The 13079-nt window shown below is 72.8% G+C and carries 8 protein-coding genes; 2 read left to right on the top strand and 6 right to left on the bottom strand.

Annotation, left to right across the window (positions count from 1 at the left end; genetic code table 11):
• Positions 1-97: 97 nt before the first annotated feature.
• Positions 98-928 carry an SURF1 family protein gene (locus ACFYPJ_RS05220; protein WP_389010720.1) on the bottom strand — a complete coding sequence of 277 codons (831 nt, stop codon included), beginning with the start codon at positions 926-928 and terminating at the stop codon, positions 98-100.
• 122 nt (positions 929-1050) lie between these two features.
• Between ACFYPJ_RS05220 and ACFYPJ_RS05215 the strand changes: the two genes are divergently transcribed.
• Positions 1051-2862 (top strand): S9 family peptidase, encoded by a 1812-nt coding sequence (locus ACFYPJ_RS05215; protein WP_389010717.1) that lies wholly within the window; start codon positions 1051-1053, stop codon positions 2860-2862.
• A gap of 82 nt (positions 2863-2944) precedes the next feature.
• Here the strand turns inward: ACFYPJ_RS05215 and ACFYPJ_RS05210 are convergent, their stop codons facing one another.
• From ACFYPJ_RS05210 to ACFYPJ_RS05200, 3 genes are all read right to left on the bottom strand, one after another.
• Complete coding sequence (locus ACFYPJ_RS05210; protein WP_389011588.1) at positions 2945-4855, bottom strand: NAD-binding protein; 1911 nt, start codon at positions 4853-4855, stop codon at positions 2945-2947.
• 1542 nt (positions 4856-6397) lie between these two features.
• A complete protein-coding gene (locus ACFYPJ_RS05205) occupies positions 6398-7096 on the bottom strand; it encodes a hypothetical protein (RefSeq protein WP_389010714.1) in 699 nt (232 codons plus the stop codon).
• 146 nt (positions 7097-7242) lie between these two features.
• Positions 7243-7896 (bottom strand): LysE family translocator, encoded by a 654-nt coding sequence (locus ACFYPJ_RS05200; protein ID WP_389010711.1) that lies wholly within the window; start codon positions 7894-7896, stop codon positions 7243-7245.
• A gap of 150 nt (positions 7897-8046) precedes the next feature.
• Between ACFYPJ_RS05200 and ACFYPJ_RS05195 the strand changes: the two genes are divergently transcribed.
• The gene (locus tag ACFYPJ_RS05195) at positions 8047-9501 is read left to right on the top strand and encodes a PLP-dependent aminotransferase family protein (RefSeq protein ID WP_389010708.1); all 1455 of its coding nucleotides are present in this window, start codon (positions 8047-8049) and stop codon (positions 9499-9501) included.
• 185 nt (positions 9502-9686) lie between these two features.
• On the opposite strand, the gene ACFYPJ_RS05190 is transcribed toward ACFYPJ_RS05195, so the two are convergent.
• Positions 9687-10589 carry a LysR family transcriptional regulator gene (locus ACFYPJ_RS05190; RefSeq protein WP_389010705.1) on the bottom strand — a complete coding sequence of 301 codons (903 nt, stop codon included), beginning with the start codon at positions 10587-10589 and terminating at the stop codon, positions 9687-9689.
• A gap of 219 nt (positions 10590-10808) precedes the next feature.
• Positions 10809-12896: a hypothetical protein gene (locus tag ACFYPJ_RS05185; protein WP_389010702.1), complete on the bottom strand. Its 2088-nt coding sequence runs from the start codon at positions 12894-12896 to the stop codon at positions 10809-10811.
• Positions 12897-13079 lie beyond the last annotated feature (183 nt).

The raw sequence follows: 13079 nt of genomic DNA, 5'->3' as shown, positions 1-13079 counted from the left end.
CCACCTTCCCTCAGCCCACCCCGGAGAACACCGGTCAGGGGCGTACCGGACGCGGACCAGGAGACCGGATGCGGACCGGATGCCGGCCCCCCTCGGTTCAGACGCCCGACGGGCTGGCGGCCTGCTGTTCCTGCCCCTGCCCCTGTCCCTGCCCCTGTTCCTGCTCCTCCTCCGGAAGCAGGCCCAGCTCCGCGTCCCGGGCGTACTCCACCTCCCGGCGCAGCAGCCGGAACCACATGAAGACCACGAAACCGGCGAAGACGAACCACTCGCCGGTGTACCCGAGGTTCTGGAACGCCTTCAGGTCGAGCCCCGAGCCCTGCGGCGCCGTCGCGGGCACCGCCGTCATCCCCGGGTCGGCCTTGGCGAGCGTGATCCACGCGTCGTACACCGGGTACGACACCAGGTTCACCAGCGATCCGGAACTGATCGCCGCCGTCTGTCCCGGCGGCAGCCCGCCCCGGGCGCTCACCCCGTTGTCACCCGGTGTCTCCGACGCCTGGAGCGCGCCGGTGACCGTGACCTCACCGGCCGGCGGGGCGGGTGCCTTCGCCGCGTCCGCGGTGCCGGGCAGCCAGCCGCGCACCACGGGCAGCGCCCTGCCGGCGTCGGTGCGCAGCAGCGTCAGCACGTAGTAGCCGTCCCTGCCGTCGAGCTGCCGGTCGGGTACGAGGAGCTGCTTGTCGTAACGGCCGGTGGCGGTGGCCTGCTTGCCGGACGTGGCCGTGTCGACGGGCAGCAGACCCGCGAGCGGACGAGCCGCCTCCGCCCGGCCCGCGGTGACCTGCTCGGTCGCGTCACGGCCGGCCTTCACGCGCGACTCGAACCGGCTCAGCTGCCACGATCCCATGAAGATGCACAGCGGGATGGCGAGCAGCGTGAAGACGTTGATGCCCCACCAGCGGGGAGTCAGCAGAAACCGGTACACGCCACCACGGTACGGGCTCCTGCCCGGCGTTCGGCCGCGGGGTCGCCGGCGGTACCGCCGGGTTGTCCACAGGCTGGGGGCAGTCGGACGCGGCGGTCGCCGGGACCGGGCAGTATGGGGCCATGACTGGGGCCAAGAGTGAGAGCAGAATGCCGGACTGGGAGAGGCGCTTCCGCGCGCCGCGGGTGTCGCTGCCCGACTGGGCGCAGGACGCGCCCGACCGCTCCCTGTTCGTGTCGAACGCGACGGGGACCTACGAGCTGTACGCGTGGGACCGCACCACAGGAGAGCAGCGCCAGGCCACGGCCCGGCCGAACGGTACGACGGACGGCCTGCTCTCCCCGGACGGCGCGTGGATCTGGTGGTTCGACGACAAGGACGGCGACGAGTTCGGGGTGTGGCGCCGACAGCCGTTCACGGGCGGCGACGACGAACTCGCCACGCCGGGGCTCGACCCCTCCTACCCGGCCGGTCTCGCCCTCGCCCGGGACGGCCGCACCGCCGTCGTCGGGCGCTCGACGGACGAGGACGGCACGACGATCCATGTCGCCCGCGAGGGTGAGGCGCCGTTCGAGCTGTACCGGCACCGCGAGTCCGCGGGCGTCGGCGACCTCTCGCACGACGGCTCGCTGATCGCGATCGAGCACACGGAGCACGGCGACGCCATGCACTCCGCGCTGCGCGTGCTGCGCCCGGACGGCACGACCGTCGTGGAACTCGACGACAGCGAGGGCGGCACCCGGGAGCTGGGCCTCGAAGTGCTGGGCTTCGCCCCGGTCGACGGGGACACCCGGCTGCTGATCGGCCACCAGCGCCGTGGCCGCTGGGAGCCGCTGGTGTGGGACGTGGCGTCGGGCGAGCAGACCGATCTGGACCTGGGCCTCCCGGGTGACGTGAGCGCCGACTGGTACCCGGACGGCAGCGCCCTGCTCATCGTGCACAGCTTCGAGGCGCGCAGCGAGCTGTTCCGCCACGACTTCGCGGCCCGCGGGCTGACGAGCATCCCGACCCCGCCGGGCTCGGTCTCCGGCGCGACGGCCCGGCCCGACGACAGCGTCGAGTTCCTGTGGTCCTCGGCCGCCGAGCCGTCCGCGGTGCGCTCGACGACGGGCCAGGTGGTCCTGGACCCGCCGGGGATGAAGTGCCCGCCCTCGGTCGTCGTGGAGGACGCGTGGGTGACCGGTCCCGGCGGCCGTATCCACGCGCTGATCCAGAAGCCGGCCGGGGCCGGCGGACCCCTCCCCACCGTCTTCGACCTGCACGGCGGCCCCACCTGGCACGACAGCGACTCGTTCGCCGCGGGCCCGGCCGCCTGGGTGGACCACGGGTATGCGGTGGTCCGGGTCAACTACCGCGGCTCGACGGGCTACGGCCGCGCGTGGACCGACGCCCTGAAGCACCGGGTGGGCCTGATCGAGCTGGAGGACGTGGCCGCGGTCCGCGACTGGGCGGTGTCCTCGGGTCTGGCCGACCCCGCCCGCCTCGTCCTCACCGGCGCCTCCTGGGGCGGCTACCTCACCCTCCTCGGCCTCGGCACCCAGCCGGACGCCTGGACCGTGGGCATCGCCGTGGTGCCCGTCGCGGACTACGTGACGGCGTACGAGGACGAGATGGAGGCGCTGAAGGCCATGGACCGCACGCTGCTGGGCGGCACCCCCGAGGAGGTCCCCGACCGCTTCCGGGCCTCGTCCCCGCTCACCTACGTCGACGACGTCAAGGCCCCCGTCTACATCTCCGCCGGGGTCAACGACCCGCGCTGCCCCATCCGCCAGATCGACAACTACGTCGGACGGCTCGCCGCCCGGGACGCGGTCCACGAGGTGTACCGCTACGACGCGGGCCACGGCTCCCTGGTGGTGGACGAACGGATCAAGCAGGTACGGCTGGAACTGGACTTCGCGGAGCGGAATCTCCCGAAGCAGGCCGGGCGGTGACACGGGCCGGGTGGTGACGCGGGACAGGTGGTGACGCGGGACAGGTGGTGATGTGCGGCCGGCGGACAGGCCGGCGCGGGGCTCACGGGGTCGGATGGTGGTGGCCCAGTACCTCCGCCAGTCCCTGGCGGGTCGCCGCCAGCACCGCCCGGTCACCGGCGCGCAGCACATGGTCGGCGGACGGCTGCTGCTGCTTCCCCTCCAGCGCCAGCACCCGCCAGGCCCCGGCCCGGAACGCCTCGGCCACGGTGCGCCCCTCCAACTGCGGATGCCCGTCCACATCCACGGCGGCGAACAGCAGCACCTGCCGCTCGACCGGGATCGCGCCCAGGATCTGCCGGCCGAACATCGCTCCGGCGAAGGCGGGCGCGGCCAGGTGCGTGACGCTGCGGCTGCGGGTGATGGCCCGGGGGTGCGCGGCCCGCAGGGTGCGGTAGACGGCGGTCGCGAAGTCGTCGTCGTACAGCCGCAGCAGCACCCGCAGGTCGGGGCGGACGGACCGGGCGTAGAGCACCGCCTCCAGGTTCGTGGTGTCCGCGCTGGTCACCGCCAGCAGCGCATGCGCCCGGTGGATCTTGGCAGCCTCCAGGACGCCTTCCTGCGTCACGTCCCCGAGCACCACCGGCACCCGTAGCCGCCGCGCCGTGGCGAGGCCGCGCGCCTCCGGATCGGCCTCCACGCAGACCACCGGGATGTGCAGCTCCCGCAGCCGGGTCAGCACCCTGGTGCCGATCTTCCCGAGGCCCAGCAGCACCACGTGCCCGCCGAGCCCGCGCGGCGGCTTGCGCAGCGTGGACGCGGTCCGGAAGGTGCCGAGCGCCTCAAGGACCGCCGCCAGCAGCACCGGCAGGAGCAGCAACCCGACCAGACCGGACAGCAGTTGCAGGATCTGCCGCCCCAGCGGCTTGCCCAGCGCCGGTTCGTCGATCGCGAACAGGTCCAGCAGCGTCAGGTAGAACGCGCCCAGCGGATGGATCCCCGTCACCAGCCACAGTGCCAGGGCCAGCGCGATCACACACCCCGCGAGCCCGGCCAGCGACCACCGCAGCCGCCGCGAGAACAGCGAGGCGAAGGGTGGTACGACCCCGGTGCGGCCGGCCGGCAGGGGCTGCCCGGCGGCGTACGACACCTGCTCCAGCACGATGCTTCCGCAGCCCGTGGCCCCCGGCACGTCCGCCTCGTCGGGCAGGAGTTGCGGCTCGCGTTCCACGCTGCCTCCGGAGCCGTCCGCGCCGGCCGTATCGGTGCTGGTGGCCGACAGCAGCGCCAGCGTGCGCAGCCCGTGGTCGGCGACCTGTCCCGGGCCGAGCGGCGGCCGTTCCACCGCGCGCAGCAGCAGCCCGTCCGTCTGGACGACCTTGCGGGTGCCGGCGACCGCGGTCGCCACCAGCGCGGGGGCGGCGGTGTCGGCGTCGGACAGCACGGTCGTCGAGGCGTCACCGGCGGAGCCGCTGCCGTCGCCGGTCGCCAACGCGGCGGCCTGGTCGAGGAGTTCTTCGATGTGCTGGCCGAGCCGCCGGTTGTAGAGCCGCAGCACGAGCCGCAGCCGCGGATTGAGCCGGCGGGCGGTCAGCGCGGCACGGATGTTGGTCTCGTCGTCGTCGTACACGAGGGCCAGCGCGGCGGCCCGGTCCACGCCCGCGTCGGCGAGCACCGCCTCGGTCGGCTCGGCCGCCTCCACCACCCGGTCGGTGCGCCCGGTTTCACCACCGGTGCCGGTGCCGGTGCTGCTGCCGGGTCCGCCGAGTCCGCTGCCCAGTCCGGCCAGTTGACTGCCGAGTCCGGCGAGCCCGGTGCCGTTGCCCGCGGCCCGGCCGACGGCCGCGTTCACCCGGTCCAGCAGCGCGGCCGACGCGGCCCGGGCCCGCCCGACGACCGGAGGCCGTTCCGTGCGGGCGCCGGCCGGAACGACCAGGGTCACCTGGGCGCCGTACACCCCGCGCAACTCGGCGGCCAGCCGGTGCGCGAGCCCGTCGTCGCCGCACACCACCATGGGCGCCGGCGCACCACCCGGTCCACTCTGCATCGGAACGTTCCCCACGGGAGAGAAGACTGCCGCACCGGGAAGGACGGTTCCAGCGAAGGCGGGAAGGAAAGGCGCAGGAGCGGTGAGCGCAGGAGCCTTCCCAGCGGGTCAGGAGAGCGTCTTCGGGAAGACCGCCGTCGGTGATGCGTGGCGTGGGGTCATTACCGGCCGAGGACGGGTCCCTTGGCAGGCACGGTGGTGATGTTCCTGAAGGGTGGTCCGGCAGGTCCTGGTGTGGGTGCTGTGGTTCCGTTCCTGGCATCTGCGCGCTGTCCGGTGGCCGGCATAGCGGGCACGTAGGAGTTGGCGGACGCGGCGTAGGGGTTGTGTGGCGGGGCCTGCGGGGGCAACTGGGCCGGCTGAAGTGCCCGGGTTCGGCGGTCGATATCTACCTGGCGCACGAAGACCCGGAGGTCCAGCCGGATCCGGAGGATTTCCCGCTCGCCCGGTTGGCGCTGTTGGAGCTGTTGGGCCAGCCGGTACGAGGGCTCGTCCACTCCGGCGGTCTGCATGGCGGCGTGGACACCGGGATCACTCAGTTCAAATAGTGGGTGGGCCAGGAAGCGCGGAGGTGACACGCTGTCCGGTTCCGGTGTCTGGCGTATGTTGAGGGTGACCATGACCGGGTCCTGGCCCTCCCTCCCTACCGAACTCGGGTGGAGAGCGACCTGGAGCCCGGGGGGAGGCATCATCGGCCATCCCTGGGACCTCTGTCGGTGGACCTCGTACACGTCCAGTGCGGCGACTATCGCTCTCGGACTCACGTCAGCCTGTTGGGCGGCGACCTCCTGGCGAGCCATTTGCTGCACCCTCATCGCGTCTTTCATGATCTCTGCGCGGGCGTTGGCGCGCTCCTCCTCCAACTGTGGTGCTCCGCGCTGCTGGTCGTCGTTCTGAGAAGGCATGCGGACTTCGCCTTTCTACGTGCTTTCGGTCGAGTTGTGCACCGGGTTGTGCGCGTCCTCGGCGTGCTTACCTCGCTCTGGGACACAACGGTTCTCGGCAAAAGCGAGTTCAACGAGGAGACACGGCGCGGGACGGCACGGATCGTCATCGCGCGCCTGCACGGGCGGCGTCGGGGGTGTCGAGGGCGAGCGACACGGCGAGGCCGCCGAGGACCGCACCCATCAGGTAGCGCTGTGCCTTGAGCCAGGACGGGCGGCGGGGCTTCCGGGGAGGGTCGGTGGGCCGTCTTCGCTCTCGCCGACGGTGACGCGTGCCGTGGGGTAGGCCGAGGCCGGGGCGCGTTTGGGGGATGCCGTGGGGTCGGCCGCGGCCGGGGGCGCGTTTGGGGGATACGGCGGGGGAGTTGTTCCGGGACGGCCGGTGGGCGGGGCCCGATGCGGGCTGTGCGGTGGTGGTCCTGTCGTACGGGCGCGGCACAGCGTGCCGCTCTGCAGGGCCCGTGTACGGGGCTGTCGGGGTGGGGCACGCCGGTGCGCCCGGCGGGGCGGGACCTCAGAGCCGCCGCGGACCGCCTGGCCCGCTGTGGCCATGGGGCGGGGGCCATCACCTCCCCGGGGCGCGATGGGCAGGCGCGGCGGCGGAGTTGTTCAGGAAGTGGCGCTGGGCGGCGGCGCCCGATGTGGGCTGCGGGCTGGGCGTGGCGTATGCGTCACCGGCAGGGCCCGAAGCCGTCGGCAGATACTTGGCGGCGGGCGCGGCGTAGGGGTTGTCCGCCGGTGCCGGCTGGGCCCGGAGGCCGAAGAACCTTGCCTGGCGGGCCGAGACCAGGTCGTCATACCGGCTCACCAGGTCCAGCCGGCGGAGCGATCTGGCCTCCAGGTACGAGGTCTGGTCCACTCCGGCGGTCCGGACGGCCATCCAGACCGGGTAGTTCCCGAGTTCGAGTCGTGGGTGGGCCAGGAATCGCGGGGCCGGCATGCCGGCCTCTTCCTCTCGCTGGGGTGTGTTGAGGGTGACGATGAGCGGGGCCTCGCCTTCCTTTCCGACCGCTGTCCGGTGGAGAGCGACCTTTGTTCCGCGGGGAGGCATTGTCGGCCAGTGCGGATTCGTCTGCCGGTAGAGCTGGTACACGTCCAGAGCGGCAATGTCCCCCGCAAGGCTCCATTCGATCTCCGCCGGGGAGACCCTGGCGGCAGCCTGCAGTTCCAGCGCGTACCGTTCCAGCGCCGCTGTCCTGTCCTCGGCGTTTTGGTATTCCGGCTGTTGCGGGATGCGCTGCTGGTCGTCGTTCAGGGAAGGCATGCGGGCTTCGCCTTTCTACGGGCGTTCGGTCGAACTGTGCACCGGGTCAATGCGCGTGCACGGCGTGCTTACCTCGCTCTGGGACACAACGGTTCTCGGCCAAAGCGAGTTCAACGGGGAAGCACGGCGAGGGACGGCAAGGACCGTCATCTCGCGCCTGCATGGGCGGCGTCGGGGGTGTCGAGGGCGAGCGACACGGCGAGGCCGCCGAGGACCGTACCCATCAGGTAGCGCTGTGCCTTGAGCCAGGACGGGCGGCGGGCGAGGAAGACGGCGATCGTGCCGGCCGCCAGGACGATCCCGAGGTTCACCGCGACGCTGACCACGATCTGCACCGAGCCGAGGACGAGCCCCTGGACCAGGACGTGCCCGCGGTCGAGGTCGACGAACTGCGGGATGAGGGACACGTACATGATGGCGATCTTGGGGTTGAGCAGATTCGTCATCAGCCCCATCGTGAACAGCTTGCGCGGCGAGTCGTGGGGCACGTCCCGCGGGGCGAAGACGGAGAGGCCGCCGGGCCTGAGCGCGTTCCAGGCGAGGTGGGCGAGATAGGCGGCACCGGCGAGCTTCACCGCCGCGTACAGCTCGGGTACGGCGACGAAGACCACCGACAGGCCCAGGTTCGCGGCGATCAGATAGGCCAGGAAGCCGAGTGCCACACCGCCCAGGGAGATCATTCCGGCGCGTCTGCCCTGGGTGATGCTGCGGGAGACGAGGTAGACCATGTTCGGTCCCGGGGTGAGGACCATACCGAGGGCCACGGCCGCCACGCCGAGCAGTCCGCCGGTCTCCACCATGGACGTCTCCCTTCTTGATGCCCTTCCAACGGCGAGGGTATTGCCCCGCGTTGACTCGGTGCAATGAGAGAATTGCTCTCGGTGCAATTCCGTGGTGGCGTGCGGAAGGCGCCTGTACGGAGGGGAGACGGAAGGGAGTTGAGGAGCGGCATGAAGGACGACTGGGGTACGGGCCGGAGGGCAAGCCGGGGTGCGGGTTGGAGCGCCGGCGCGGGCGACTACCGCAGCGACTACCGAAATGATCGCCGAAGCGACGGTCGGGGTGGCGACCGGAATGACTACCGGCGGGTCGCCGACGTGGTGGCCGGGGAGATCGGGGCCGGGGTGCTGCGCCCCGGTGACCGGCTGCCCCCGCAGCGCGAGTTCGCCCGGCGGCACGGCATCGCCGACTCCACCGCCGCCCGCGTCTACCGCGAACTGGCCCGCCGCGGACTGACGGTGGGCGAGGTCGGCCGCGGCACCTTCGTCCGCGCCGCCGTCCCGCTCGCTGCCCCCGCCCTCACCGAACCCGCGACCGGCCGGGTCGACCTGGAACTCAACTACCCCGAGGCGCCCGGCCAGAGCGCGCTGCTCGCCGAGGCGCTCGGCGGGCTGCTGCGGCCCGACGCCCTGGCGGAGGCGCTGCGTCCGTCCGGTGCCTCGGGCCCGCCTGCCCTCCGGGAGTCCGCCGCCGACCTGCTCGCCCGCGGCGGCTGGCGCCCCGACCCCGCCCGGATCCTGTTCGCGGGCAACGGCCGGCAGGCCCTTGCCGCCGCCGTCACCGCGTTGGTCCCGCCGGGCGGCCGGCTCGGCGTCGAGGAACTGACGTACCCCGTCGTCAAGGCCGTCGCCGCCCGGCTCGGCATCACCCTGGTGCCGCTCGCCATGGACGACGCCGGGCTGCTGCCCGAGGCCCTGACGGACGCCCACGCCACCGCCCCGCTGCACGCGCTCTACGTACAGCCGCGGCTGCACAACCCGCTCTCCTGCTCGATGCCCGCGCCCCGCGTCGAGTCGCTGGCCGAGGTGCTCGGGCGGCTCGGCATCCCCGCGATCGAGGACGCCGTGTGGGCCTTCCTGCGCGACGGCCTGCCCCCGCTGGCCGCCCGCGCGCCCGAGCGGACCGTACTGATCGACAGCCTCTCCAAACGCGTCGCCCCCGGCCTCACCCTCGGCTACGCGGTGGCGCCCGACGACCTGGCGGGCGGGATCGCGACCGCCCTGCGCTCGGGCGGCTGGACGCCCGCGCGGTTCGCCGTGGAGGCGGCCGACCGCTGGCAACGGTCCGGGGCCGTACGGGAGTTGGTCGCGGCCAAGCAGCGGGAAGCGGCCGTACGCCAGGAGATCGCGGGCCGGTGTCTGGCGGGCTTCGCCGTACGGAGTGAGTCGTACTCCTACCACTGCTGGTGGCGGCTGCCGCGTCCGTGGCGCGCGGACACGTTCGTCGCGGCGGCCGCGCGGCACGGCATCGGGGTGGTGCCGGCCACCGCGTTCACCGCCGGACCCCGGACCCCGGCCGCGGTGCGCCTGGCCCTGGCCTCGCCCCCGCCCGACGTCCTGGCCCGCGCGCTCACCACCCTGGCCGGCCTGGCCCGCTCCGCCCCGGAGGAACCGGGCGAGAGCTGAGGCGCGGGTGGCCGCCGGCCACGCGCACGGCCGGCTGGGGTCGAGCCGGCGCGCGCGTGCGTTCCCCGGTCACCTGAGGCCGGTCGCCTGAGCCGGATCGCCTGAGCCGGATCGCCTGAGCCAGCCGCCTGAGCCAGCCGCCTGAGCCAGCCGCCTGAGCAGGCCGGTCACCCGAATGAGCCCGTTCACCCGATGTGGCGCAGCAGCGCGGTGACCGCGGGTGGTTGTTCCGCGCGGGTGTGGACGAGCCTGAGTGTCCACGTCGGGGCGTGGGCGGCGAAGGGGCGCGTCGGCAGCTCGGGGAACCAGGCCGCCATCGACGGCGGCATGATGCTCACGCCCAGTCCGTGCCGGACCAGGTCGGCCGCCGCCATGATGTCGTTCACCTCGAACGTCGCGCTGTATTCGAGGGAGGCCGTCCTGAAGGTCCGGTCGACCGCCTGCCGGATCGCCCAGCCCGGCGGGAAACCCACCACGGGCAGCCGCGCCACCTCGGCCAGCGTCGTCACCGGCCGTTCCGTCTCGGCGAGCGTCCTGACCGGCCGGTCTGCCGCGGCCCGCGCCGGAGCCGGGCCCGGCGCGCTCACCAGGACCATTTCCTCCCGCGCCAGCAGCCGGGTGGTCAGCCCGCGCAGTTGCGTCGCGTCGAGCGCGGCGACGGCCAGGTCGAGGACACCGTCGCGCAGACACTGCGGGATCCGACCGGCCGGTTTCTGGCGCAGCCGCACCGTCACCCCCGGGTGTTCGCGGTGAAAGCCCGCCAGGGCGGGGGCCAGGCCGGCGTACAGGCCCTGCATCACGCCGATCGTGATCTCGCCGCGCAGTTCCCCCTGCGCGAGGTCTACGGCCGCGCGTGCCTCCTCCGCCGCCCGCAGGGTGGCCTGGGCGGCGGGCAGGAAGGCCGCGCCGGCGGCGGTGAGGGAGACCCGGTGCGTGGTGCGGTGGAACAGCGGTGCGCCCAGCTCACGCTCCAGCGTGCGTACGGTGCCGGACACCGCGGACTGCACGATGTGCAGCCGCCGGGCCGCCGCGCTGAACCCGCCCTCCTCGGCGACCGCGACGACGACCTCCATCTGCCGCAGATCCATGGCCTCTCCTCCGCCGGGGCCCGCCGGCCACGTGCCCGGGCTGTCAGTCTCGGAGACAACTACAGGTCCGGCCATCGGAGCGCCCCGGCGGGGCCGGGACACGGGCGGTGATGTCGGGCCGGGGCGGGGGCTTCCGTCCGAGCCCCGTGGAAGCCCCCTGGCGCTGCGGCGCTCTTTCTGTCCTTCGCGGTGGCGATAGTCGTGCTGTGACGGTCCCGGTCAGACCGTGAACTTGACGGCCTCCAGCCACCTGTCGTTTTCGAGGGCGCCGCCGAAGATGTATCCGGGGCGCGGGTCGGCGCAGCCCTGGTCTCCCCAGTCGGAGCTGCGGACGCGGGCGACCTGGCAGACCTTGCCGTTGCCGATGCTGATGGCGAAGCCCAGCATGTTGGGGGCGGAGTTCTTCGAGCTGCCGATGTACACGTTCTTGCCGCTGCCGATTTCAGCCGTCCAGTTCGGAGGCCAGTGGCCCTGCCCGTTGGTGGAGTTCGGGTCGTGCAGGAAGGCGTTCATGGACGTGGTGCCGACGTTGTATGTCGAGATGTTGAGCGCCTTGACCGGCAGGTTCTTGCCCACCGTGCCGGCGATCGTCCCGTCGCACACGGGCTTCTGCCAGCCCGCTCCGGCGACGTACGCGCGATAGCAGATGTGACGTCCGCCGGGGTCGTTGTGGGCGAGACGGTTCACGGCGTCGGCGGCGGTGTCCGGCCGGGGTTTCGCCTTCACGGTGGTGGTGACGTGCGGGGCCTGGGCGGTCACGGTGACCGTGGCAGGACCCGGCGTGGCCTTGGGCTTGGGCTTGGGCGTGGCCTTCGGCTTGGTGGCCGACACGCTGGGCGTCGGCGACGGGGTGAACAGGAACGGGGAGGCGGTGGCCGTCGGCGTTCCGCTCGGAGAGGGGCTGGACGTCTCGTCGCCTGCACTCGCGGTCTGCTTCTGCTTCCCCCCGTCCGATCCGCCACTGCCCAGGATCACCAGCGGGACGATGACGAGGGCGGCCACGATGAGTGCCACCGGACCGACGACCAGAGGGCGGTTGAGCAGGCCGGGCGGCGAGTATTCGTCGTCCGACTGGCGCGTGGTGTTCGTGCGGCGGAACTTCGGACCGGACTCCGCCTCGGACCTCAGCTCCGGCTCGTGATCCGGCTCCGGCTCCGGGTCCAGGTCACGCATCTGCCCCGGCCCCGGAATGGTGACGCGGGGCGTGAAGGGCGACCCCACGGGCTCCGGCAGCGCGTACGCCGCCTCGTCCTCGTCCTCGTCCTCGTACTTGGCCCCGGACCCGTCGTTCTCGTACTTGTCCTTGGCCCCGTACTCGTCGTCGTCCTCGTCGTCCTCGTCGTCGTAGTACTCGTGCCCGTTCTCGTGGCGGAAGCCGTCGTCGAGGCCGCTCTGACCGTGCGGACGGCTCGGGTCGTCCGGGCCATCGACGTCATCGAGGTCGTCGAGGTCATCGGGATCGAGGCCGTGGTCCAGATCGCTCTGCTGGCCGAGAGCGTCCGGCTTGGAGAGGTCGGCGTAGTAGCCGGCGTCGTCGCCGTCGAGGTCGTCCTCGGCCCGCTCGTAGCCGTGGGCCTCGGCACGGGGGTCGTCGTCGCCGAGAAGGCCGTAGGCACCGTCGGCGAGTCCCTCCTCGGCGTCCTCGTCCGGCCCCGGACCGGCGTGCGCGGCCCGCGCGTCCTCGCCCTCGGCCGAGGCGTCGTAGGCGCCCGCGTACTCGCCCTCGTACGCCTCAGGGTCCTCGTACCCGTCCGCGTCCGCGTACGTCTCCCCGTTCCGGTACTCCTCTCCGTTCCGGTATTCCTCTCCGTCCGCCTCCTCGTCCGCGTACGCGTCACCGTCCGCCTCTTCGTCCACCTCCCCGTGCCCGTACTCGTGCGACGCCGGATCCACGTCCGGTGCCTGCGATGCCGGAGGCGCCATCGTGGGGCCGGACGGCTGGTCCGGTTCCGGGTCCGGTTCCTCGTTCTGCTCCAGCAGCCTGCTGGAGCCGTCGGGGGCGACCTCGACGTAGGCGACGTAGCCCGCAGACGGGTCCGAGATGGCCGCGGTCACGGTGGTGCCGCGGTCCTGCGCGTGGCGGTGCAGCGCGTCGAGGATCGCGGTGTCGGCCGACTCGCCGTCCGCCGTCGGCACCGGTACGCCGTTGATGGCGGCGGAACCGTCGCCGGAGACGACCACCCCGAAGTGGGGGATCGGCGCCGACGGCCCCCCGGCGGTGGCCGGCTGGTCGAAGTCCTCCGGTTCCCCGCCTGGATCATGGCCTCCTTCAATGATTGGCTCGCCCGTTTCTTCGTCCCGGTTCATGTCCATTCCTTCCTGACCTTCCCGGTCGTTCGCCCCCGTCGGGTCGGCCGTGGCAGACCCCGCGAATCGCAACGGGACCGGAGGGGAAACGGTTCAATTCCCGAGGGTCCGGCCTTCGCCGATCTCCCCCGAACGCACACTCGCCGTGACCCGGAGGGGTCACGGCGAGTTGCGCGGTCGCGG

This window comes from Streptomyces sp. NPDC006012 (genome assembly GCF_042871185.1).
Taxonomy (GTDB): domain Bacteria; phylum Actinomycetota; class Actinomycetes; order Streptomycetales; family Streptomycetaceae; genus Streptomyces.
The sequence above is the reverse complement of the archived record's forward strand: the minus strand, read 5'-3'. Positions and strand labels throughout refer to the sequence as shown.

What these genes read in the sequence shown, in the direction of transcription:
- ACFYPJ_RS05215 (WP_389010717.1), top strand. Translation starts at nt 1,051, where the DNA reads ATGACTGGGGCCAAGAGTGAGAGCAGAATGCCGGACTGGGAGAGGCGC.
- ACFYPJ_RS05210 (WP_389011588.1), bottom strand. Translation starts at nt 4,855, where the DNA reads ATGGTGGTGTGCGGCGACGACGGGCTCGCGCACCGGCTGGCCGCCGAG.
- ACFYPJ_RS05205 (WP_389010714.1), bottom strand. Translation starts at nt 7,096, where the DNA reads ATGCCTTCCCTGAACGACGACCAGCAGCGCATCCCGCAACAGCCGGAA.
- ACFYPJ_RS05200 (WP_389010711.1), bottom strand. Translation starts at nt 7,896, where the DNA reads ATGGTGGAGACCGGCGGACTGCTCGGCGTGGCGGCCGTGGCCCTCGGT.
- ACFYPJ_RS05195 (WP_389010708.1), top strand. Translation starts at nt 8,047, where the DNA reads ATGAAGGACGACTGGGGTACGGGCCGGAGGGCAAGCCGGGGTGCGGGT.
- ACFYPJ_RS05190 (WP_389010705.1), bottom strand. Translation starts at nt 10,589, where the DNA reads ATGGATCTGCGGCAGATGGAGGTCGTCGTCGCGGTCGCCGAGGAGGGC.
- ACFYPJ_RS05185 (WP_389010702.1), bottom strand. Translation starts at nt 12,896, where the DNA reads ATGAACCGGGACGAAGAAACGGGCGAGCCAATCATTGAAGGAGGCCAT.